We start from the raw sequence: 22,384 nt of genomic DNA, 5'->3' as shown, positions 1-22,384 counted from the left end.
AACCGCCAACATACGTTAGCGGTTTTTTTAATTACTTAAAAAGTAAAATTATTTACCAGAACGGTTACGTTTACGTTCGTTCTCAGTCAAGTGACGCTTACGGATACGAATTGACTTAGGTGTTACTTCAACTAATTCATCATCTTCAATGAATTCAAGCGCTTGTTCAAGCGTGTATTCAATTGCAGGAACTAGCGTTAACGCTTCGTCAGTACCAGATGCACGTACGTTTGTTAACTGTTTCGCTTTAGTTGGGTTAACAGTCATGTCGTCAGAACGTGAGTTAATACCAATAATCATACCTTCGTAAACTTCTAACTGAGGTTTAGCGAATAGACGACCACGATCTTGAAGTGTAAACAATGCATAGCCCAAGCAAGTACCTTGAACCATAGAAATCAACACACCGTTTTGACGTTTCGCAACAGTACCTTGTTTCATTGGACCGTAATGCGAGAAGCTTGACGTCATGATACCAGTACCAGAAGTCATCGTAAGGAATTCTGAACGGAAACCAATTAAGCCACGTGAAGGAACAGTTGCTTCAATACGGATACGGCCTTTACCGTCAACTTCCATATTTGTCATTTCGCCTTTACGGTGACCCATTTGTTCCATTACAGAACCTTGATGCTGTTCTTCAACGTCAAAAGTAACGTTTTCGTACGGCTCTTGTTTTTCGCCATCAACTTCTTTCAAGATTACTTGTGGACGTGATACGCCCATTTCGAAGCCTTCGCGACGCATGTTTTCAATAAGAACTGAAAGGTGAAGTTCACCACGACCAGAAACTTTGAAACGGTCTGGACTATCAGTATCTTCAACACGAAGTGCTACGTTGTGAATTAATTCGCGGTCTAAACGTTCACGGATGTTACGTGAAGTTACGAATTTACCTTCTTTACCAGCAAACGGTGAGTTGTTTACTTGGAATGTCATTGTCACTGTAGGTTCATCTACAGAAAGTGCTGGAAGTGCTTCAACTGCTTTCGGATCACAAATTGTGTCAGAAATATTAAGCGCATCAATACCTGTTACACAAACGATATCACCTGCAGATGCTTCTTCAACGTCTACACGGTCAAGACCATGGTAACCCATGATTTTTAAGATACGGCCGTTACGTGTTTTACCATCTTTATCGATAACAGTTACTTGAGTATTCAATTTAACTGAACCGCGCTGGATACGACCAACACCGATAACACCAACGAAGCTGTTATAGTCAAGTGAAGACACTTGCATTTGGAATGGACCATCAACGTCAACAGCAGGTGGTTCAACGATGTCTACAATTGTTTGGAACAATGGAGTCATATCTTCAGCTAATTCTTCTGGAGAAGGACCCGCTACACCACGTAAACCTGATGCATATACAACTGGGAAGTCTAACTGTTCGTCAGTACCGCCTAGGTTATCAAATAAATCGAATACTTGGTCAATAACCCAGTCTGGACGCGCGCTTGGCTTGTCTACTTTGTTAATAATTACGATTGGTTTTAAACCACGTGCGAACGCTTTTTGCGTTACGAAACGAGTTTGTGGCATTGGACCTTCTTGAGAGTCTACAAGAAGAAGTACGCAATCTACCATCGACATTACACGTTCAACCTCACCACCGAAGTCGGCGTGTCCTGGGGTATCTACGATGTTAATGCGATATTCAGTGTTTGTACGTGCATCAGTCCATTTAATTGCAGTGTTTTTTGCAAGAATGGTAATACCACGTTCACTTTCAATAGCGCCCGAATCCATCACACGTTCGATCTCGCCTGCGCGATCACCAAGAGCACCTGATTGTTGTAAAAGTTTGTCTACAAGAGTGGTTTTACCATGATCGACGTGCGCAATAATGGCGATGTTACGGAGAGTTTTAATATCTGACATGTAAATTCAATGCATATGTAATTTGAGGGCAAATTATACAGAAAAATAATCAGTTTTTATAGTGACAGTTTATTGACATTACCGATTTTTTTTAACATTCCATCGTTATTTGGTTTTGATATGCTGTCTATCTCGATTAGAATAGCGCCATCTTGCCACTATTTGCCTTGATTCATGTCCGATTTAAATCATTCTCCTGATCAAAAAGATCAACTCGATTTAGTCTACGGTCTAAATGATCGACCTAAACCATTCATCGCTTTTCTTGCCGCTTTCCAACATCTTCTTGCAATTATTGTCCCAATTGTGACCCCTGGCCTACTTATTTGTTTGGCTTTAGGAGTTTCAAAAGAAGATACCAACATGATTTTATCGATGTCTTTGGTAATTTCAGGGATTGCAACCTTCCTTCAATGTAAAAAAGTTGGCCCGTTTGGCGCAGGTTTGCTCATTGTTCAAGGTACAAGTTTTAACTTTATCGGTCCAATTATTGGTATTGGTTCTGCAATGGTTGCAGCAGGCACGCCTGTTGAATCTGTTATGGCTGCTATTTTTGGTGTTGTAATTGCGGGCTCATTCATTGAGATGGGTGTGTCCCAAATTTTACCTTGGGTAAAAAAACTGATTACACCATTAGTGACAGGTATTGTTGTTCTTCTTATTGGCTTAACGCTTATTAAAGAAGGCTTAATTAGTATGGGCGGTGGTTATCAGGCAATGGGCGATAAAACTTTCGCAAATGCTGACAACCTTATTATGTCTTGTACAGTTCTTGCCCTCATTATTATTTTGAACCGTATTCGTGTGACTTGGGTAAAAAGTTCGGCAATTTTAATCGCATTAGTTGTTGGTTATATTCTTGCAGGCTTTATGGGACATTTAAACTTTGATGGTTTAAAAGATGCACCGTTAGTTCAAATTCCTACACCTATGCATTTTGGTTTAAGCTTCTCTTGGAGCTTATTCATTCCAATGGCATTCATTTATATTGTTACTTCATTAGAAGCAATCGGTGATATCACCGCGACATCTAAACTATCTAACCAAGCTGTAGATGGTCCAAAATGGATGGAACGCATTAAAGGCGGTGTACTTGTAAATGGTGCAAACTCTTTCCTAGCGGGTATTTTCAACACATTCCCAAGTTCTGTATTTGCACAAAATAATGGTGTAATTCAGTTAACCGGTGTTGCTAGCCGCTATGTTGGTATCTGGATTGCGGTATTATTAATATTATTAGGTTTATTCCCTGCTGTTGCAGGCATTATTCAAGCTGTACCTCAAGCTGTACTTGGCGGTGCTGTTATGGTGATGTTTGGCGCAGTAGCAGCATCTGGTATTAATATTTTATCAGGTGTTCACTTAGACCGTCGCGCACTACTTATTATTGCAATCTCTTTAGCGCTTGGTTTAGGTGTTGCTCAAGTTCCACAAATTTTAGAGCATCTTCCTGAATTATTCCGCAACATCTTCAGTTCTGGTGTTGCAACAGGTGGTATTGCAGCCTTGTTATTAAACATTATTCTTCCTGAAACGAAGAAATAATTTCATTTCAGTATCAACTATGCCCAGCATTGTCTGGGCATAATTGTTCGATGGAGAGACAAAATGGATCCAAGAAGTGAAGTTGTCATTCGACAGCATGAATATCTTTCTGGTCGCATATTATTAGTTAACGCTCCCACAGATGATTTGCTTTCGAATTTAGATAAAGATATCGAGCCGATTGTTTGGACTTGGAACTTTAACGAATTCCAATACTTTCAAAATCAACAAGCCAACGTTCATTTTGGTGTTGATCTCCCAGAAAGTACGTTCGATCAAGCAATTGTTTTCGTACCAAAATCTAAAGAATTACTCAATTACGTTTTACATAATGTGGTAAGCCGTTTAAATGCTGGTGCATCTATTTTCTTAGTTGGTGAGAAAAAAGGTGGTGTTGAGCGCGCAGCAAAACAATTACTTCCTTTTGGTTCTGCATTAAAACTTGATAGCGCACGTCATTGCCAAATGTGGCAAATGACAGTTGAAAAGTCAGTTATCGCAAAATCATTGGCAGATTGGGCTCAAGAATATAAAGTACCAACACCAAATGGTGATTTAACTATTTGCGCTCTCCCAGGCGTATTTAGTCAAAAAAGCTTAGATATTGGTACTGCTGTTCTACTTCCATATTTATCTCAAGTAACCTCAGGGAAAATTGCTGATTTTGGATGTGGTGCAGGTGTAATTAGTGCTTATTTAGCAAAACTTAATCCTAAAAATCGTATTTTTGCGATGGATGTAGATGCTTTTGCACTTGAATCTACACGTATGACTTTTGCTAAAAATAATTTAGTCACTGAACAACTTGAAGTAAAAGCTGTTACAGGAATTGAGGATGCACCTCTCTTCTTACATGCTATTGTAAGTAACCCTCCTTTTCATCAAGGAATTAAGACCGACTACAATGCGAGTGAAAACTTATGTAAAACTGCGCGTCGTCATCTTAAATCTGGTGGTGAATTATGGGTGGTTGCAAACCGTTTCTTAAACTACCCAATATTGATTGAACAGAATTTTGGTCAATGTACAACAAAAGCCGACCAACAAGGCTTTAAAGTGTTATTCGCTAACACTCAAAAAAAATCATAAGGAAATTCAATGAGCGAAACAGGTCAAACACAGCAACTAAAGCGCAAGCTTAGTGCACGCCATCTGAATATGATCGCCATTGGTGGTTCTATTGGTACAGGCTTATTTTTAGCATCTGGTGCAACCATTGCCAATGCAGGACCAGGCGGTGCTTTGCTTGCTTATGGTCTAATTGGCATCATGATTTACTTTTTAATGACAAGCCTTGGCGAATTAGCAACGCACAACCCTACTGCTGGCGCATTTTTTACTTATGGTACTAAATACGTTGAAGGTGGTTTTGGTTTTGCCTTAGGTTGGAACTATTGGTACAACTGGGCAATTACCGTTGCTTTTGAATTGGTTGCTGTCCAATTTATTATGAAGTTCTGGTTTCCAGACATTCCAGGTTTTTACTGGAGTGCTATCTTCCTTGCTATTCTTTTTGGAATTAATGCACTTACTGTCAAAGGATTTGGCGAAAGTGAGTTTTTCTTCTCCCTCATTAAAGTTCTAGCAATTATTGTATTTATTATTATTGGTATCGCCATGATTGCAAAAATCATGATGACACCGGGTATGAGCACTTTTGCTAACTGGACTAAAGGCGATGCACCTTTTGTTGGCGGCTTTCAAGCACTGATTGGTGTTGCAATGATTGCCGGATTCTCGTTCCAAGGAACAGAGATGGTTGGTGTTGCCGCAGGTGAATCTAAGAATCCGAAAAAGACTATTCCTGTTGCCATTAAACAAATTTTTTGGCGAATCTTATTGTTTTATATCGTGTGTATTTTCATTATCGGTACTTTAGTTGCTTATGATGATCCACGTTTATTACAAGCTGCTGCAAGCGAAGATATTGCACTTTCACCATTTACACTGCTATATGAACAAGCTGGTTTTGCTTTTGCTGCAAGCTTAATGAATGCTGTAATTTTAACGGCAATTCTTTCTGCTGGTAACTCTGGCATGTATTCATCTACACGTATGCTATTTAGTATGGCACGTGAAGGACGAGCACCTAAACTATTTGCAAAATTAGATTTACGTGGCGTTCCAATGAATGCACTTTACGCAACAACTGCTGTAGCAGCACTATGTTTCTTGACAACTTTCATTGGTGAGCAAGCCGTATTTAACTGGCTTCTTAACATGTCAGGCATGTGCGGCTTTATTGTATGGTTAGGTATTGCGATTTCACATTACCGTTTCCGTAAAGGCTACCTTGCTCAAGGTTACAAGTTAGATGACTTAGCTTATAAAGCAAAATTCTTCCCATTTGCACCTTGGTTTGCTTTCATTTTATGTTCAATTATTATTCTTGGACAAAACTATGAAGCACTTATTGGCGGTAAAATTGATTGGTTAGGCTTACTTTCTACTTATATTAGTATTCCACTATTCCTTGCTATTTGGTTTGGTTATAAATGGAAGTATAAGACAAAATTTGTGCCTTACCATGAAATGGATGTTCAACCAGCCAATTTAGATCGTGAATAATCCTTGAACATAAAAAAACAGCCAATTGGCTGTTTTTTTTATGTCTGTGATTTTATCTAAAATAATAAATGTTATTTAAGGTGTCACTAAGGTTACTGTTGCTCGACGATTTGTTGCACGCCCTTCTGCTGTCGAATTTGAAGCAATCGGTTGTGTTGAACCAAAACCTTCTGTGATTAACTGATCTGAGTTAACACTGTGTTCTGTAACTAATACTGTTGCAACAGAATTTGCACGTGCAAGTGACAATTTTTGATTTACTGCCTTAGTACCAGAACCATCGGTATGCCCATCAATTTTAAGTTTAAAATCTGGACTTTGCGCTAAACCTTTAGCAGCTGATAAAAGATAAGGTTGATATTGAGGATCAATTTGACTTGAGTTGTTTGCAAAATGAATAGAAACCCCATTTTTTAATTCTGTTAAAGCATTTTGTACTTCTGCTTTTTCATCCGTAGTATTTTTATTTCCTGAAGTTGTAGCACACCCCACAAAAAAAGCACTACTTACAATTACAGCTAATATTTTCTTATTCATATTAATACTCTACTTTTAGTTGATTAATTAATAACCAAAAAAAATATAACATACTTTTACAACTTTACAAATTTTCCAAAAAAAAACGACTCCGAAGAGTCGTTTTTTTTACTTTAACAGATTATTCAGCTGTTACAGTACGGCTGCCAGAAATAGTCGCGAATACACGACGGTTCATAGCACGACCTTCTTTAGTTTTGTTGTCAGCAATCGGTTGATCCCAAGCGAAACCTTGAGTAGACAAACGAGCTGGATCTACGTTGTATTCGTTTACAAGAGAAGTTTTAACAGAGTTAGCACGAGCTAGAGATAAACGTTCGTTTAATGCACGTGGACCAGTGTTATCTGTGTGGCCTTCGATGTTTGCAGTAGCGTTTGGATATTCAACTAACTTTTCAGCAACTTTAGCAATTTCTGGCTTGTATTGATCTTTGATGTTTGATTTGTTTGTATCAAAGAAAACACGAAGTTCCATGCTTAGGTCTTCAGTTAACTCTTGTGGAGCAACTGGAGCTACAGGAGCAACTGGAGCAACGTCAACAACAGGAGCAGCTGGCTTCAAGTGACCGCCTAAAACTACGTTAAGACCAGCTAAAGCTGTGTAGTTCCAGAAAGATTCGTCGAAGTTATAAGTACCACGAGCTTCTGTACGAAGAGATAAAACGTCATTTAAACGGTAGAATGCACCGATACCAGCATTAGCTAAAGTACCTTCTTCTTTAAGACCACGACCTTCACGACCTAAAGCAGTTTCATCAGCACCTGAGAATTTGTATTTGTAGTGACCAGCACCCGCTAATACATAAGGCTTGAACTTGCTGTCGTAGTTCTTAGTGATCAAGTCAGAAGTAGCAATGAAGTTACCGTTGATTTGAGTTTGTTTGTATTCGCCATTTACAACGTCAGCGCTACCTTCAAGGTCACCTTTAACTTGATTATATTCAACTTCAAAGTTTAACCATGGAGTTAATTCAACACCAACAGCTGCACCAGCGAATAAATCATCTTTTAAATCAGCACCAGAAGCGTCGCTTAAATGATCTTTACCGTTGTTGTTTTTAGTATCTTGGAATGTGTAACCAAGCATTAATGGAGTAACAGTTACGCCTGCATTTGCAGCGGCTAACGGAGCAGCAACAAGCATAGCTAGTGCAATACGACTCATTTTCATGGATTTATCCTCCAGAGATAAACAATTGTTTTCAAGTTTAAGCCTAAATTATATCTATCCTGAGATAGGCTTTTATACCCCAGTTGTTTTTTTAAGCTATTCACGTGCATCATACAAACACTTTTCACGTTTTCCAAGTGCTTGAATTAGTAAATCGAACAAATTATGACAAAATTACTTACAATTTCCGTTGTAATTCGGTAATTATTTATCCAATTATACGCGCAAATCGCTTATTTTCACTTGTCTTTAATTCTAACATTTTTATTAAAATTTAAGTAACAATTATTTTAACAAAAAAAACATTAAAAAACAAAGCTTTAATATTAAACAATCATTTACCCTATTACCAAAAAGTCTTATAACATTATGTTTTATAAAAAATATTCAGGATTCTCTCTAATAGAGATTGTAATTTGCTCCATAATAATTTCGATTATCTATTTCTATACTATTCCTTATTTCCATCAATATATGGCGCAAGAAGAAATAAAAAAAGTTAAAAAATTACTGAGTTATAGTAATTTAACTGCAAAAAGTCATGCTTCAACATATAGAGCCAATGTTGTTATTTGCTCGACAGATAATGGTGAGCAATGTCAAAAAGCACAGTGGCATACTGGTCTGTTAATTTTTCAAGATACGAATCAAAACAAGCAAGTTGATTCGAATGAAAAAATTATCTTGTATGAAAAAACCAAACTGAAATACGGCACTTTAGATTGGCGCGGAACGCTTTCATCTCCTCATATAACTTTTATGGCAAAACATGATGGATTACCAATAGGCTCTAACGGAAGTTTCTTCTATTGCTCTTTTCACAATTTATCCAATAAGCGCATTGTTTTGAGCAAAATGGGACATATTCGAATAGAGGATAGTAAAAATTGTTAGAACTCATTAGTCCAAAGGATCTGTGGTTTTTAACTTTATTCATCAACTTTTTTTTATATACTGCTTAAAACTGAAAAATATTGATTAGAACTTAAACGGAGATACAACAATGACAGATATCGTAATTGTAAATGGTGCTCGTACTGCAATGGGCGGCTTTCAAGGAAGTCTATCAAGCGTAACTGCACCCGAATTAGGCGCGGTAACGATTAAGGCTGCAATTTCTCGTTCGGGTTTACAACCAACTGATATCGAAGAAGTCATTATGGGTTGTGTTCTACCCGCAGGTCTAAAGCAAGGTCCTGCGCGTCAAGCAATGCGTCAAGCAGGTATTCCCGACTCAACAGGTGCTGTAACGATTAATAAGCTGTGTGGTTCTGGTATGAAAGCTGTCATGCAAGCAGCAGATATGATTAAAGCAGGATCTGCCGAAATTGTTGTTGCTGGCGGTATGGAATCTATGAGCAATGCACCCTATGTTTTACCCAAAGCACGTAGTGGTTACCGTATGGGACATGGTGAAATTAAAGATCATATGTTCCTAGATGGTTTAGAAGATGCTGAAACTGGTCGCCTTATGGGTTCATTTGCACAAGATATGGCAAATAGTCGTAAATACACACGTGAACAAATGGATGACTTCGCGATTCATTCATTGAAGCGTGCGCAAACAGCAATTAATGAGGGCTATTTTGCAGATGAAATTACACCTGTAACGGTATCTACTCGTAAAGGGGATGTTATTGTAGATAAAGATGAACAACCTTTTAATGCTAATATTGAAAAGATCCCAACGCTCCGCCCTGCTTTTGCAAAAGATGGAACAATTACCGCTGCCAATGCGAGTTCAATTTCAGATGGTGCTTCTGCACTTGTTGTAACTTCTAGTGAAGTTGCTTCTGCCAAAGGTTTAAAACCTTTAGCTAAAATTATTGCTTATGCGTCTAACTCTCAACATCCATCTGAATTTACTATTGCGCCTGTAGGTGCTATTCAAAAAGTTTTAAATAAGACTGGTTGGAGTGCTCAAGATGTTGACCTTTGGGAAATTAACGAAGCATTTGCAATGGTAACCATGTGCCCAATTGATGATTTCAAATTGGATGCTGAAAAAGTAAATATTCACGGTGGTGCTTGTGCTTTAGGTCATCCTGTTGGTTCTACTGGTTCTCGTATTATTTTAACTTTGATTCATGCGCTTAAACGTACTGGCGGTAAACGCGGTATTGCATCACTTTGTATTGGTGGTGGTGAAGCAACGGCTGTGGCGATTGAGTTGCTTTAAGCTTTTAAGAACTTCTTTTTTTTAAAAAGATATTTATAAATACCCCCCTAACACCTCCTTTAATAAAGGAGGGGAAATTTAAAAGATAAAAAAGCCTCCAAGTGGAGGCTTTTTTTATCATTCAAATTAAAAGTAGAACTTTTAACTTTAATGCTTAAAGAATTTCTTTACGTAATTGCTCAGGTGATTTCATAGAAAGTAAACCTGGCGCAACATCAAATGCTGTTTTAGCACCGTACTGCCCTGTTTGATTCATACGATAACATGCACGTGCATAAGCAACTAAAACACTTGCCGTAAATTCAGGGTTACTATCTAGCTTCAATGAAAACTCAATCACTTGATTTTGTTCAGCACTACTATTCCCACTACGAATCACAAAACCACCATGTGGCATGCTGTTATGTTCTTTACGCAGTGTTTTTTCATCAATGAAATTAACTGTTGTGTTGTAGTCTGCAAAGTAGTCTGGCATGGTGACAATTGCTTGTTCAACTGCTTTCGCATCTGCACCATTTTCTAGCACAACATAACATTCACGTGTGTGCTTATCTTTTGTGCTTAATTGTGGACGCGAGCCACTACGTACTTTTTCAATTGCATCTGTAGATGGAATTGTATATTGAACACCTGCTTTAACACCGTCAACACGGCGAATCGCATCTGAATGTCCTTGGCTTAAACCTTTCCCCCAGAATGTATACGTTTCACCATCAGGTAATAATGCTTCACCAAATAAACGGTTAATTGAGAACATACCAGGATCCCAACCAATCGAAATCATCGCTGTTTTCTTGTTTGCAAGTGCTGGCACATTTACTGCATCAAAGAATTCAGGAATACGTGCATGCGTATCAAAACTATCAACTGTATTGAATTGACTTGCTAATTGAGGTGTTTGTTGTGGTAAATCATCTTTCGAACCACCACATAAAATAAGCACATCAATTTTATCTTTAAATTCTGAAAGTGAATCCATGTGAAATACAGAAGTTTCTGCAAAACATGGCTTAACCGTTTCAGGTGCACGACGTGTAAAAATACCAACGAGCTGTAAATCTGGATTTTTTTGAATAGATGTTTCTACGCCACGACCAAGGTTGCCGTAACCCACAATACCAATACGAATTAAATTTTGCATAACCACAGTGTCACTGAATAAATAAAAGGCTTATGAATCTATGTTGCACCAAAAATGATCAACATAGTAAATCTTATACTACAGCACTATCTACAAATTTAAAGTAAATTAAGCATATAGATAAGAAATCAGTTAGTAATGAAATAAAAAAGCCCGCTTTAAAGCAGGCTTTTTTATGAAGGTACAATTACTTTTGCGAACCTGTTTGATAACCCGCATTCACAACCGCAGTTGATGCTTGGTACGGATTTTTAAAATCATTCAAACCTGCAGCAGCTTCAGCAATATCTTTACCTTCTTTAACAATGAAAGTATCGAAACCTGAACGCTTCATGTAGTTTAGAACGTCTTTAAATACATCACCTGTTGCACGAAGTTCGCCTTGGTAACCTTGGCGACGTAACAATGCTGCAAATGAATAACCACGACCATCGTTAAAACCAGCAAACTCAATAAAAATTGCATCTAACTGATCAAGCGGAAATTCATTGGTTTCAGGAGAAGCATCAACTGTTAAGTACAATGCTTTTTTACCCGATACATTTTCAAGTTGATCTAACTGTTCTACTGTTAAAACAACATCACCTTGTGGCAATACGCCATCTTCACCAATAAGTTGGTAAGTGTTGTCTGCAATTGTGCCATCCTTAGAGAGCACTTGAAGTGCGGTATTAAGCATATGCACGCTCCTTGAATGGTTGAATGCCAACACGACGATAAGTTTCTACAAACTCTTCACCTTCTTGACGTAAATCAAGATAAGTATTCAATATTTCTTCTACAACATCAGGTACACGGTCTGCTGCAAATGATGGCCCTAAAATGTCACCAATTGAAGCATCATGATCTGCATTACCACCTAAAGTAATTTGGTAGAATTCTGCGCCTTTTTTATCTACGCCTAAAATACCAATATTACCAACATGGTGATGACCACACGCGTTCATACAACCTGAAATATTTAGATCTAATTTACCTAAATTGTAAATTGTATCTAAGTCATCGAAACGACGTGAAATTGCTTCTGAAATTGGAATAGATTTCGCATTTGCTAATGAACAGAAATCACCACCTGGGCAGCAAATAATATCGGTAATGAAACCAATATGAGCACGCGCCAAGTTGTTCGCTTCAAGCGTTTGCCAAACTTCAAATAAATCTTTTTGTGGTACATCAACCAAAGCAATGTTTTGCTCATGCGTTGTACGAAGCTCACCAAATGTATGTTTATCTGCAAGATCTGCAATAACATTCATTTCTTCAGTGGTCATATCACCAGGTGCAATACCTGCACGTTTAAGTGAAATCGTAACAATACGATATCCTTTAACTTTGTGTGCATTGGTGTTGATGTTAAACCATTGTTTGAATTTAGGATGAGCAGCAAACAATTCTGTAAAGTCTTCATCTGCATAATCTTGATAATTAAACGGTGTAAATTCTTCGTCTAATTTTTTCAAAATTTCAGGCTGAATTTTTAAAGTTTGAACTGTATGTGCAAACTCTGCTTCAACTTTCTCTGCAAATACTTCAGGTGTTAAAGCTTTTACTAAAATCTTAATACGTGCTTTGTATTTATTGTCACGTCGACCATGTAAGTTATATACACGAAGTACCGCTTCTAAATAAGCAATTAAATCTTCACGTGGCAAGAAGTCACGAATAAAGCTACCAATAATTGGAGTACGACCTAAACCGCCACCCACTTTAATTTTGTAGCCAATTTCGCCTGCTTCATTACGAACAATGTAAACACCAATATCGTGGAATGAAGTTGCAGCGCGGTCAGTTTCTTCAAGTGCAGAAACTGCAATTTTGAACTTACGTGGCAAGAAAGCAAATTCTGGGTGGAATGTAGACCACTGACGAATTAACTCACACGTTGGACGTGGATCTGCAATTTCACCCGCAACTACACCTGCGTATTGGTCAGTTGTTGTATTACGAATACAGTTACCAGATGTTTGAATCGCGTGCATTTGTACAGTCGCAAGCTCAGCCAACATATCTGGAACATTCACTAGCGCAGGCCAGTTAAACTGAATGTTTTGACGTGTAGATACGTGTGCATAACCACGGTCATATTCTTTTGCCAATGACGCAACTTTGCGTAATTGATTAGAATTCATTAGACCGTAAGGCACAGCTACACGCAACATTGGCGCATAGCGTTGTACGTATAATCCATTTTGTAGACGTAGCGGACGGTATTCATCTTCCGTCAATTTACCCGCTAAATAACGTTCCGTTTGATCACGGAATTGTGCAACACGTTCGTTGATCAGTTGCTGATCAAAATCAGTATATAAATACATGGCGTACAGCTAGTAGTTTCTATTATATCGAAACACAGCATAACGACATTTAATCTATCAACAAAATGCGTTTTTTACATATTTCATAGCGGTTTTTTTGATAAGCATGCCTAAGAATCACTGATATATGGTGATTTACCAACATTCGTATACTTATTCACCTCAATTGATATTTTTATAAATTCTTTAGCACTTTTTTATATATAGAAAATCTAATTAAGAAACATCTCGTTTATTTCTTAAATTACTGACATGAGCTCGATTGGTCTGCCATGACTTTTCTAAAACTTCTTTTTCTATGCGAAGCTGAATACGCTTAAGTTTCATTGGCGAAATAACCTCTTCTTTATATTTTTTTACATGATCTGTCCAAGATGCACCTCTAAATACATTCTGTGGCATTTGAGTTTTAAACTCACAATCTGGCATAAAAACCACTAAAGAATGAATATAACTAGGATCCACAACATCGGCTAAAACATTCTCTAATACTTTTACATGTTTATAATTTTGATGCAGCGGATTTTGGAATTTAAAGCTTTGTTTAAATAACTTTTGCGTCCATGTTTTCTGATATTCCCCACCAAAAATCCAACCTTTATAATTCTTAGTTTCAATCACAAATATGCCATAGGGGCTTAGAAGAATATGGTCAATCTGTGTTGTCCCCTTTTCATCATCAGGCAAAGTACAATCATTGAGTACAATATATTTTTCTTTTAAATAAAGTTTCACATGTAGTTGAACTGCAAATTCACCTGCTTTTCCTTTAATTACAGGTTTTAAAATTTTAATTACAGTGATAAAAACTGAAAAACCAATTGCCATCCAAAGTAATGGCATTAATGCATCGAACAAAGTATTCCCCAATATTTATTTCTAATTATTGGATTTATAACATTTATTTAGACTCTAAATTTAATAAAATATCTTTATTTTTCAAGCCACCTGCAAAACCAACAAGCTTTCCATTTACACCAATCACACGATGACAAGGCGCAATAATAGAAATAGGATTTTTTCCATTTGCAGCCCCTACAGCACGTACCGCTTTTATATTACCAATAGATTCCGCAATTTCCTTATAACTTCGAGTTTCTCCAAATGGAATTTGAAGTAATGCCGACCATACAGATTTTTGAAATGCCGTACCTTGAAAATCTAATGGAATATTAAATTGAGTTCTTTGACCTGCAAAATATTCTACAAGTTGCTTTTCTATTTCTACTAATAAAGGATGTTCATTCTGTTCAAAACTTTCAGAAAGTTTAACACGCATAGGATCATCATTTTCCCAAAGCACAGCAACCAAAGCTTGATCATGTGCAACCAAGGTCAACTGCCCAACGGGTGTTTGAATTTTCTTGTTATAAAGCTGCATACAAAATCTCACATTAACTTGAAGAAGATACTAACTTTCATACAACATAATACAAAATAATAAATTCTGAATTGTATGAATTCCGCATAAATTTAAATCATCTTCAAATAAAAAATCGCCAGTAAAAACTGACGATTTTTTTTGCTTATTTCTAAACTTATGAAGAGGAAAGTTTCATCAATACAAGACCAGAAATAATAAGCACTGCTGCAAGCATACGCATTGCTGTTGCAGGTTCACCTAAAATAAAAATACCAACAAGAAACGAACCAATAGCACCAATTCCTGTCCAAATTGTATAAGCCGTACCTAAAGGTAAAGTCCGCATTGCGTATGAAAGTAAACCGAAGCTTAAAATCATAAATCCAATTGTAACAACCGTTGGTGTAACTTTAGTAAAACCATCTGAAAGCTTCATAGAATAAGCCCAAACAATTTCAAAAAGTCCTGCTAATAGTAAAGTAATCCAAGCCATGTGCCTGTCTCCACAAATTATGTAGATGTCAGGTCGTCCTGACTTTTTAATACTTATTAGAAAATGCTGTAATGATTTTCCGAATAAGGGGTCGTCCCTTTGAATACGCTAAGTATAAATTATTCCTTCTTTTTATTGATCTTTCTTTTACATTTTTTGACTATTTAAAAACACTAAGCTGTATATAAAAAAATGAACCATGCTATTGATTTCAATAACATGGTTCGAGTTATTAAAAGTTAAACTGAATACCAGCGCCATATAACCATTTCTTTTCAGAAGATGATTCATCTTGCCAGTTGGTCTGTTTATCACCTTTTTCATAACCGTATGAAACATCAATATATGGCATGATGTTTTTGGTGATTTCATAACGCGTTTCTAAACCCAAGCTTAAACTTGTTAAACCATTGGATTTCGCATATTTAGATTCATCACTTATTACAACCTCAGCATCTAAATATGGCTTTAGAACCAGTTTTTGCGTAATTAAAAAATCACGATCTGTTTCTAAGCTTGCAAACACTTGCTGATCTTTTCCGATATACATATAAATATCAGTATCAAAAAAGTATGGCGCAAGACCATTCAAACCAAATGCAGCATACGTTTGATTTTTTTCCTCCACTTTTTCAGCATCACGGATATATCGAATACCTGCTTGAATATCCCAAAAATCTGCCATCGCACGGCTATACATAAATTTAGTATCGTAATTGGTATTTTCAGACTCAGTTTTCTCTGCATTTAACTGCACAAAAAGTTTGTTTTCATCTGTTCCAATACGACTTTCCAATTGTGTTTGCCAAACACCTTGTCCCGCATCATCATTCAACCATTTGCTTGTAAATTCACTTGATTGATAAATTTCTCCACCATGTTCATTCATATGTTCTGATGAAGATATTTCATGTGAAGGAGGTTCATGTTTTACCATAGGTTGCATGAATGAATGATCATGTTGTTGAGTCAGCATTTCATTGTCTACCTGAGCAAAAATCTGCCCACTTGCCAGTAAAACCGATATGCCTAAAACATGCTTATTCACATTAATGATGTTCATGTTGACCTCCCTCTGTTGTTGTACTCTGATGAAGACTTGTTGAACTTTTTATTGTTTTAGGCTCAAGCCCCTTGTTCTTAGCATCTTCATCTACATTCGCTACAATTAATTTACTCATCATGCCTGCACTCATGTGATACAGCAGATGACAATGAATTGCCCATTCGCCCAATTCATTAGCTGTTAATAATGCCGTCATCGTTTTACCTGGCGGAACGACAATCGTATGCTTATTCGGTAAGTCAGATAACGCCTGTCCATTTTCCAACTGCATAAACATGCCGTGTAAATGCATTGGATGTGCCATCATGCTATCATTGACAAATTTCAAGCGGATACGCTCACCATATTTCACATTTAATGGCTCTGCTTCATTGAACTTTTTACCGTTAATTGTCCAAATATAGCGCTCCATTGTTCCGCCTAAATGAATCTCTAATTCACGTGTTGCTTCACGTGTATCTAGTTGTGGTTTTAATGATTTTAAATCTGCATATTGCAGTGCTTTGTTACCCACAGGTGTAGATGCATTTGCCCAACCTTGCACAGTTTTTATATTTTCATTTTCCTGTTCATGTTGATCTTCTAATTGTTCATGCTTCATTTTTGAATGATCCATTTGATCATCTTGCATCGACATTTTCATATCTGAAGTATCATGGCTCATTTCCTGCATTGAACCATGCCCCATATCTTCCATTGTTAATAATGCACGCGGTCTAGATTGAGGAATTTGGACTGAATGAGATGATGGAACTTGCTCATTTTGAAGCGATGCCAAGGCAAAACCTGTTCGATCAATTGACTCTGCTTGAAATTGATAATGATCTTGTTTTGGCTGAACAATGACATCGTAAGTTTCAGCAGCACCTATACGAAATTCATCCACATTTACAGGCTGAACAGCTTGTCCATCTGCACTTACAACTGTCATTTTTAAGTTTGGAATACGCACATCAAAAAATGACATTGCCGAAGCATTAATAATTCTTAAGCGTACTTTTTCATTTGGCTTGAACATTCCTGTCCAATTTTGTTCGGGCATTTTGCCATTCACTAAAAAGGTATAGCCTGTAACATCAGACATATCTGTTTTTAACATACGCATTTGATTCCACATGGCGCGATCATTCCATGTGTTTTTTAAGCCACTTTTTTTAATTTGAGCGAAAACATCTTTTAATGTTTCACGTTTATTTTGATAAAACTCAGAAGATTTTTTCAAGTTTGCCATAATTTGCGCACTTGAAGATTCATGAAAATCGGACAGCATAATCACATAATCACGATCTGCTTTTTCATGCGCTACCAATAGCTTTTTATTTTTAGGATAAATGACTAAAGCGCCATATAAGCCATCTTGCTCTTGCCCTTTAGAATGTGCGTGATACCAATATGTTCCGTTTTGGCGAACCTTAAATTTATAGGTAAAATTTTTATTCGGTTTTATTGCTTTAAATTGATTGAAACCTGGTACACCATCCATTAAACCTGGCAACAATAACCCATGCCAATGCACGGAAGTATCTTGCTTTTTTAGATGATTATGTACATGAATAACAGCATCATCACCCTCTTTAAACTCTAAATTAGGTGCAGGAAATTGACCATTCACAGTAATACGCTTAACTGCTTTTCCTGTGATATTTACCGTTTGTTCATCAATATTAAGGTGATATTCCTTCACTGCTGAAAAAGCAAAAGAGGATGCTAATAAACCGACCACAATAACGAGGTGCTGATGTAATTTTAAAGACATGACTTATCCTTGAGTTTTGAAAAATGAAATTTCTAAAAATCAGGATTAAGCTTGTGGAGGGCGCAGAATATCTTGTTTAAAGTCGGAAGAATGGAATATTCCATAAACCGTATTTAATACGTCATTCGAATTAAATGCCGAAAAATTAAATGAATGTGTTTCTAATAAATTGAAGCTAGATACAGAGTTATGACATTGAAGTGTTGAACAATCTTGGCACGGCGCATGTGAGTTTTGATGATTTACATGATGCTTTTCAACTTGTTCACAATGTGATGGAGAAAGATTAGTATCATGTTGATTTACATGATTTGTTTTCATATCAACTAACTTTTCACAATGATCAGAATCAAACTTATGATGGGTTTGCATTGATACAGAATGAGCATTTGAAGATGCAGGCACGAAAGCAAAGGCAATACCTGTCCAACTCATAACAAACGTTACAAGTAAAACAAATGTAATGCTTTTACTTTTCATGAACTGCATAGGTATAGCCTTATAAAATAGCTCAGGTCTATTGGCTGAATGTTGTTCCTCATTCGTGCTTGAGAATAGCGGAGTGTTGTTTTTTACACAATTTTTAAATTTATAATTAACAATACAGCAACAAAGTGAAAAACTGGGATTAAAACAATAAAGCTATTTATTCACCAGTCAATTATTAAGCTAAAGCTCAATAAAAAAACAGACCACCACAGGCTTTTAAAATAAAAAAAAGGATTCAATTGAATCCTTTTTAGACATATTTTGTATAATTCTCAAACTATTGATGCACATATGTTTATAAATTAATCGAGTTATCCATATAGTTATAAACACAGATATCCATATAGTTATAAACAAATTTATCCACAGATTGTAGATAACTTATTCAAAATAGTCTTATGCTTGAACTGAGCCTACTTTTGCAAGTTCTGAACGCATTTCGTTAATCACAGCTTGATAATCAGGCTTACCAAAAATAGCTGAACCTGCAACAAACATATCTGCACCTGCCTCTGCAATTTCACGAATATTTGCAGGAGTAACACCACCATCAACTTCTAAGCGAATATCACGACCTGAAGCATCAATAATTTTTCGTGCTTCACGTAATTTTTCTAAAGTCATTGGAATGAATTTCTGACCACCAAAACCAGGGTTCACGCTCATCAATAAAATTTGGTCAACTTTATCAATAACATAGTCTAAATAATGTAATGGTGTTGCAGGGTTAAATACTAAACCAGCTTTCGCACCGCCTGCTTTAATAAGTTGTAAAGAACGATCAATATGATCTGATGCTTCAGGATGGAAAGTAATAATATCTGCACCAGCATCTAAGAAATCACCAATCATACGATCTACAGGTGAAACCATTAAATGCACATCAATAGGTGCTTTAATTCCGTAGTTTTTTAGTGCCTTACATACGCCTGCACCAAAAGTTAAATTTGGTACATAGTGATTATCCATAACATCAAAATGAACGACATCTGCACCTGCAGCAATAACGTTTTCAACTTCTTCGCCTAAACGTGCAAAATCTGCCGATAAGATTGATGGCGCAATTAAATATGGCTTGGACATGTAAGGGAACCTTGCTGGTATTTGGATTGATCCTTAGATTATAGCAAATTGTGAATTACTTCGTGCCTTTGATTTTTATTATGAGCATTCCATAAGCTGTTCTATTTCTATTACATAATGTTTCAAAACGAGAATTGTTCTTATTTATAATTTTTCCTAATATAGCCCTATATATGAATGACAAAGAAAATTTAAGATGAAAAGTATTTCAAATATTCAAACACAACAAGCTGCAAAAATTGCCAAACGTTTACTCAATCATTGGAAACATAAATTTGATGTTGCCAATACAGAAGATCATTACGAAATTTTCATGCCTTCTGCCACAGTTTCACTTACTCCAAAAGAAAACCATCTTCATATAGAAATTGACTTTAAAACAGATGATGTTGACCAAGTTAAACTAGAACAAGTTGTAATTGATCATTTAGTTCGAATGGGACAAGAAGAATTAAATGCTGAATGGTCACGCAGCTAAACGTTAAATTGAATATATAAACCATAAAAAGGGAAGCTAATGCTTCCCTTTTTTTAATCGCTTTTACTGCAATTTATTTCTGCTTTTGAGCATCAAATTCTTTCACAGCATCAATACGTGCTTTCGTTGCAGGATGGCTCTGCAAAAAGTCGAATACTGAAGACTCATCTGCATCCTTTTCATTCTTAGATGTTTCATCTGTACTGTCGTCTTCTAAGCGTTGTAAAAAATTAGCAAAATGAACAGTTGGAATTTTATGTTGATGCATCGTATTTAAAGCATAGCGATCTGCTTCAGACTCAAAATCACGTGAATATTTAGCACCAATTAATGCAACAGGAACTGTGGTCACTAAATCTGATGCATCTCCTGTAATCGCAATTAAAATTACACTAAAACCTAAACTTGATAAGGTTTGTTGCAAACTATGACGTTCAACTAAATGTCCTTGTTCATGCGCAAGTACACCTATAATTTCATCATCATTTTTTGCAAGCTCAACCAATTCATCAGTCAAAATAATGGTGTTATTTGGAATAGCTAAAGCATTTGCACCTATACTTTTCCCTGCTCTAAATATCACTTTTGCAGGCTTATCTTCTGCAATAATACGGTTATATTTAGCAAGAATTTGCTTTTGACGCGCATCCGATAAAGTCGTTTCACCTGTCACAGATACCACATATTCTTCAGCTTCATCACCAATGCTCTTGAGCGTATCTGCTGGTAAATTTTTCGCAACATAATATGCTGCCGTTGGTACGCCCCATTTCACGGTTGCAAAAATAAGCGCAGCCACAAATATCGCACTAAATAAAATCAAGCTTGGCGATTTTTCAAGTTTCCAAATAGAGTGATATGTCTTTTTAGTATTCAGCTGAAACCACTCAGGTAAAACATCTTGAAACTCTAATCGGGCATCATCTTTTAATTCAATAACAGGATGAATTTTTCCAAGAGCACCAATGAGCGTCATATCTTCATATGAATAACGGCGCTCCAATTCAAGCTGCTCACCATAACGAACTAAAACTGTTTGTTCATCTACTGCATGAATTTGCGCATGCTGTGGCTTCGAGCTGAAACCATCATAAAATACGACTTCTACGTTTGATGTTGTCATATTTGGCTTCCGTTATAGTGAAACATCAAAATCAAACACATCACTAATTTCTTCAGCAATGGCGCTATGATCTTCTTGAATACGGTTAATCATTGAGTCTGGATCATTTTTCAAATGCAAGCTGAGTGATTCAACTTGGTATCTATATAATCGAATTGCTGCCCAAGGTGTCATAAAACCAATAGTGATAATTTTCATGAACCAGTTACTTACAATAATCCAAGCATATCGCCACTGATTACAAGTAGTTTGAAATTCACTTCGGCTTACTGTTGTACTGTTCCAAGTTGCAATAAAAGTTCGTGCAGAAATTAAAGGCCAAATAAACAATAAGCCAGTGAGATAAATTCCGACAAAAATATATCCTATCGTTTGTGCACCAAGATTTAACAATGAACCAGAGAACATCCACAGTACAACGCCTGAAATAGCAATAAGCGCAATAAAGGCTAAAAATGGATAATAAAATGCACCCATAAATGCAGACCATTCTGCACGTAATTTAAATCTTAATTGTCCAACGTATAAATTATCTAAAGAATACTTTTTGAATAACCAAACTGCGACTGGATAAAATAATCCTAATGTAAAAATAGTCAGTAGAACTGCTTTGAAAAAAACCAAATAAATTTCTTTATTAGTTCCTGAAAAATAAAAGCGGTTATTACCAAATTTACTATTTCTTGCTTTAAAGCGTAGCGTTGAGCGAATTAACCACGGCATCACAAAATAAATAACCAAAAAACCAATTAAAGTCGCTTTCCATGAATAATTTGAAACGACTGTAAAAGCAATATAAAGCGCCAAAGCAATTAAACGACCAATCAAGATTTTACGTGGAATACCTGTAAAGTCGAAACGGCGTTTAAAAAACTCTGTATTTCCATAAAAATAGCGTAAACGACGTACTTTTGCCCAAGGTGCATATAAGCCTAAAGTAACGATGGTTAAAAGAATATTGACAATCCAAATACCAAAATATTCAGATGCTTTCCCATGAAAATAGAAAGATTGTTTCTTTCTCCAACGCGTCACTTCATTTTGTTCAGGTGGCAATTGCGGTGGAAATGGTGGCTCTATAAATGGTTCATTGACTATATTACTTTCTGGTGTTTGCATGAAAAATCCAGTTGTTTTTAATTTTGTTATCAGAAAAATAATCTATTTTATATAGATCAAAAAAAATGCGT

Annotated in this window: 21 protein-coding genes; 6 read left to right on the top strand and 15 right to left on the bottom strand. The window is 36.4% G+C overall.

Translation table 11 applies throughout. From position 1 onward, the window contains the following. Positions 1-48: 48 nt before the first annotated feature. Positions 49-1,887 (bottom strand): translational GTPase TypA, encoded by a 1,839-nt coding sequence (gene typA / locus SKM54_RS00190; protein WP_154772688.1) that lies wholly within the window; start codon positions 1,885-1,887, stop codon positions 49-51. 174 nt (positions 1,888-2,061) lie between these two features. Between typA and SKM54_RS00185 the strand changes: the two genes are divergently transcribed. The 3 genes from SKM54_RS00185 (at position 2,062) to SKM54_RS00175 (ending at position 6,000) form a co-directional block, all read left to right on the top strand. Next, positions 2,062-3,432 (top strand): uracil-xanthine permease family protein, encoded by a 1,371-nt coding sequence (locus tag SKM54_RS00185; protein WP_248102083.1) that lies wholly within the window; start codon positions 2,062-2,064, stop codon positions 3,430-3,432. Positions 3,433-3,495: 63 nt separating this feature from the next. Further along, positions 3,496-4,521: a class I SAM-dependent methyltransferase gene (locus SKM54_RS00180; RefSeq protein WP_248102087.1), complete on the top strand. Its 1,026-nt coding sequence runs from the start codon at positions 3,496-3,498 to the stop codon at positions 4,519-4,521. A 9-nt stretch (positions 4,522-4,530) separates the two neighbouring features. Then, positions 4,531-6,000, top strand: a complete 1,470-nt coding sequence (locus SKM54_RS00175; protein ID WP_321093487.1) for an amino acid permease — start codon at positions 4,531-4,533, stop codon at positions 5,998-6,000. A 75-nt stretch (positions 6,001-6,075) separates the two neighbouring features. On the opposite strand, the gene SKM54_RS00170 is transcribed toward SKM54_RS00175, so the two are convergent. Beyond that, complete coding sequence (locus SKM54_RS00170) at positions 6,076-6,537, bottom strand: OmpA family protein (protein WP_248102092.1); 462 nt, start codon at positions 6,535-6,537, stop codon at positions 6,076-6,078. 121 nt (positions 6,538-6,658) lie between these two features. Continuing rightward, entirely contained in the window at positions 6,659-7,708 is a 1,050-nt protein-coding gene (gene omp38 / locus SKM54_RS00165; RefSeq protein ID WP_321089469.1) for an outer membrane protein Omp38, read from the bottom strand. 474 nt (positions 7,709-8,182) lie between these two features. Between omp38 and SKM54_RS00160 the strand changes: the two genes are divergently transcribed. Next, on the top strand, positions 8,183-8,602 hold the full coding sequence (locus tag SKM54_RS00160) for a GspH/FimT family protein (RefSeq protein WP_321093484.1): 420 nt from the start codon (positions 8,183-8,185) through the stop codon (positions 8,600-8,602). A gap of 109 nt (positions 8,603-8,711) precedes the next feature. After that, positions 8,712-9,887: a thiolase family protein gene (locus SKM54_RS00155; protein WP_321093481.1), complete on the top strand. Its 1,176-nt coding sequence runs from the start codon at positions 8,712-8,714 to the stop codon at positions 9,885-9,887. A 154-nt stretch (positions 9,888-10,041) separates the two neighbouring features. On the opposite strand, the gene SKM54_RS00150 is transcribed toward SKM54_RS00155, so the two are convergent. The 10 genes from SKM54_RS00150 to rpe form a co-directional block, all read right to left on the bottom strand. Next, positions 10,042-11,028 (bottom strand): diaminopimelate dehydrogenase, encoded by a 987-nt coding sequence (locus tag SKM54_RS00150; protein WP_321093479.1) that lies wholly within the window; start codon positions 11,026-11,028, stop codon positions 10,042-10,044. Between the two features lie 187 nt (positions 11,029-11,215). Further along, the gene (locus SKM54_RS00145) at positions 11,216-11,707 is read right to left on the bottom strand and encodes a DUF934 domain-containing protein (protein ID WP_321093477.1); all 492 of its coding nucleotides are present in this window, start codon (positions 11,705-11,707) and stop codon (positions 11,216-11,218) included. After that, positions 11,700-13,343 carry a nitrite/sulfite reductase gene (locus SKM54_RS00140; RefSeq protein WP_321093474.1) on the bottom strand — a complete coding sequence of 548 codons (1,644 nt, stop codon included), beginning with the start codon at positions 13,341-13,343 and terminating at the stop codon, positions 11,700-11,702. Before SKM54_RS00140 ends, SKM54_RS00145 begins: the two co-directional genes overlap by 8 nt. 216 nt (positions 13,344-13,559) lie before the next feature. Further along, entirely contained in the window at positions 13,560-14,186 is a 627-nt protein-coding gene (locus SKM54_RS00135) for a nuclease-related domain-containing protein (protein ID WP_321093718.1), read from the bottom strand. 58 nt (positions 14,187-14,244) lie between these two features. Then, the gene (locus SKM54_RS00130; protein WP_321089462.1) at positions 14,245-14,724 is read right to left on the bottom strand and encodes a methylated-DNA--[protein]-cysteine S-methyltransferase; all 480 of its coding nucleotides are present in this window, start codon (positions 14,722-14,724) and stop codon (positions 14,245-14,247) included. 157 nt (positions 14,725-14,881) lie between these two features. Continuing rightward, complete coding sequence (locus SKM54_RS00125) at positions 14,882-15,199, bottom strand: DMT family transporter (RefSeq protein WP_154772676.1); 318 nt, start codon at positions 15,197-15,199, stop codon at positions 14,882-14,884. A 232-nt stretch (positions 15,200-15,431) separates the two neighbouring features. After that, positions 15,432-16,262: a copper resistance protein B gene (locus SKM54_RS00120; protein ID WP_321093473.1), complete on the bottom strand. Its 831-nt coding sequence runs from the start codon at positions 16,260-16,262 to the stop codon at positions 15,432-15,434. Next, on the bottom strand, positions 16,249-18,021 hold the full coding sequence (locus SKM54_RS00115) for a multicopper oxidase domain-containing protein (protein WP_321093471.1): 1,773 nt from the start codon (positions 18,019-18,021) through the stop codon (positions 16,249-16,251). Before SKM54_RS00115 ends, SKM54_RS00120 begins: the two co-directional genes overlap by 14 nt. A 45-nt stretch (positions 18,022-18,066) precedes the next feature. Then, on the bottom strand, positions 18,067-18,510 hold the full coding sequence (locus SKM54_RS00110) for a hypothetical protein (protein WP_321092106.1): 444 nt from the start codon (positions 18,508-18,510) through the stop codon (positions 18,067-18,069). 396 nt (positions 18,511-18,906) lie between these two features. After that, a complete protein-coding gene (rpe, locus tag SKM54_RS00105) occupies positions 18,907-19,593 on the bottom strand; it encodes a ribulose-phosphate 3-epimerase (RefSeq protein ID WP_154772672.1) in 687 nt (228 codons plus the stop codon). A 196-nt stretch (positions 19,594-19,789) separates the two neighbouring features. Between rpe and SKM54_RS00100 the strand changes: the two genes are divergently transcribed. Beyond that, positions 19,790-20,071, top strand: coding sequence for a DUF2218 domain-containing protein (locus tag SKM54_RS00100; RefSeq protein ID WP_321092109.1), 282 nt, complete (start codon positions 19,790-19,792; stop codon positions 20,069-20,071). Positions 20,072-20,144: 73 nt separating this feature from the next. Here the strand turns inward: SKM54_RS00100 and SKM54_RS00095 are convergent, their stop codons facing one another. Continuing rightward, positions 20,145-21,194, bottom strand: a complete 1,050-nt coding sequence (locus SKM54_RS00095) for a M48 family metallopeptidase (RefSeq protein WP_154772670.1) — start codon at positions 21,192-21,194, stop codon at positions 20,145-20,147. A gap of 12 nt (positions 21,195-21,206) precedes the next feature. Beyond that, a complete protein-coding gene (locus tag SKM54_RS00090) occupies positions 21,207-22,313 on the bottom strand; it encodes a YjgN family protein (protein ID WP_321093467.1) in 1,107 nt (368 codons plus the stop codon). Positions 22,314-22,384 lie beyond the last annotated feature (71 nt).

It is taken from the genome of Acinetobacter faecalis (genome assembly GCF_034187745.1).
In the GTDB taxonomy this organism is placed as follows: Bacteria; Pseudomonadota; Gammaproteobacteria; order Pseudomonadales; family Moraxellaceae; genus Acinetobacter; species Acinetobacter faecalis.
This window is presented reverse-complemented; position numbering and strand designations above follow the sequence as displayed.

Excerpts from the sequence above, each read along its gene's own strand:
- SKM54_RS00135 (WP_321093718.1), bottom strand. The coding sequence starts at position 14,186 with ATGCCATTACTTTGGATGGCAATTGGTTTTTCAGTTTTTATCACTGTA.
- SKM54_RS00125 (WP_154772676.1), bottom strand. The coding sequence starts at position 15,199 with ATGGCTTGGATTACTTTACTATTAGCAGGACTTTTTGAAATTGTTTGG.
- rpe (WP_154772672.1), bottom strand. The coding sequence starts at position 19,593 with ATGTCCAAGCCATATTTAATTGCGCCATCAATCTTATCGGCAGATTTT.
- SKM54_RS00120 (WP_321093473.1), bottom strand. The coding sequence starts at position 16,262 with ATGAACATCATTAATGTGAATAAGCATGTTTTAGGCATATCGGTTTTA.
- SKM54_RS00090 (WP_321093467.1), bottom strand. The coding sequence starts at position 22,313 with ATGCAAACACCAGAAAGTAATATAGTCAATGAACCATTTATAGAGCCA.
- SKM54_RS00100 (WP_321092109.1), top strand. The coding sequence starts at position 19,790 with ATGAAAAGTATTTCAAATATTCAAACACAACAAGCTGCAAAAATTGCC.
- SKM54_RS00110 (WP_321092106.1), bottom strand. The coding sequence starts at position 18,510 with ATGCAGTTCATGAAAAGTAAAAGCATTACATTTGTTTTACTTGTAACG.
- SKM54_RS00095 (WP_154772670.1), bottom strand. The coding sequence starts at position 21,194 with ATGACAACATCAAACGTAGAAGTCGTATTTTATGATGGTTTCAGCTCG.
- SKM54_RS00170 (WP_248102092.1), bottom strand. The coding sequence starts at position 6,537 with ATGAATAAGAAAATATTAGCTGTAATTGTAAGTAGTGCTTTTTTTGTG.
- SKM54_RS00185 (WP_248102083.1), top strand. The coding sequence starts at position 2,062 with ATGTCCGATTTAAATCATTCTCCTGATCAAAAAGATCAACTCGATTTA.
- SKM54_RS00180 (WP_248102087.1), top strand. The coding sequence starts at position 3,496 with ATGGATCCAAGAAGTGAAGTTGTCATTCGACAGCATGAATATCTTTCT.
- SKM54_RS00160 (WP_321093484.1), top strand. The coding sequence starts at position 8,183 with ATGGCGCAAGAAGAAATAAAAAAAGTTAAAAAATTACTGAGTTATAGT.
- SKM54_RS00150 (WP_321093479.1), bottom strand. The coding sequence starts at position 11,028 with ATGCAAAATTTAATTCGTATTGGTATTGTGGGTTACGGCAACCTTGGT.
- SKM54_RS00175 (WP_321093487.1), top strand. The coding sequence starts at position 4,531 with ATGAGCGAAACAGGTCAAACACAGCAACTAAAGCGCAAGCTTAGTGCA.
- omp38 (WP_321089469.1), bottom strand. The coding sequence starts at position 7,708 with ATGAAAATGAGTCGTATTGCACTAGCTATGCTTGTTGCTGCTCCGTTA.
- SKM54_RS00145 (WP_321093477.1), bottom strand. The coding sequence starts at position 11,707 with ATGCTTAATACCGCACTTCAAGTGCTCTCTAAGGATGGCACAATTGCA.
- SKM54_RS00155 (WP_321093481.1), top strand. The coding sequence starts at position 8,712 with ATGACAGATATCGTAATTGTAAATGGTGCTCGTACTGCAATGGGCGGC.
- SKM54_RS00140 (WP_321093474.1), bottom strand. The coding sequence starts at position 13,343 with ATGTATTTATATACTGATTTTGATCAGCAACTGATCAACGAACGTGTT.
- typA (WP_154772688.1), bottom strand. The coding sequence starts at position 1,887 with ATGTCAGATATTAAAACTCTCCGTAACATCGCCATTATTGCGCACGTC.
- SKM54_RS00130 (WP_321089462.1), bottom strand. The coding sequence starts at position 14,724 with ATGCAGCTTTATAACAAGAAAATTCAAACACCCGTTGGGCAGTTGACC.
- SKM54_RS00115 (WP_321093471.1), bottom strand. The coding sequence starts at position 18,021 with ATGTCTTTAAAATTACATCAGCACCTCGTTATTGTGGTCGGTTTATTA.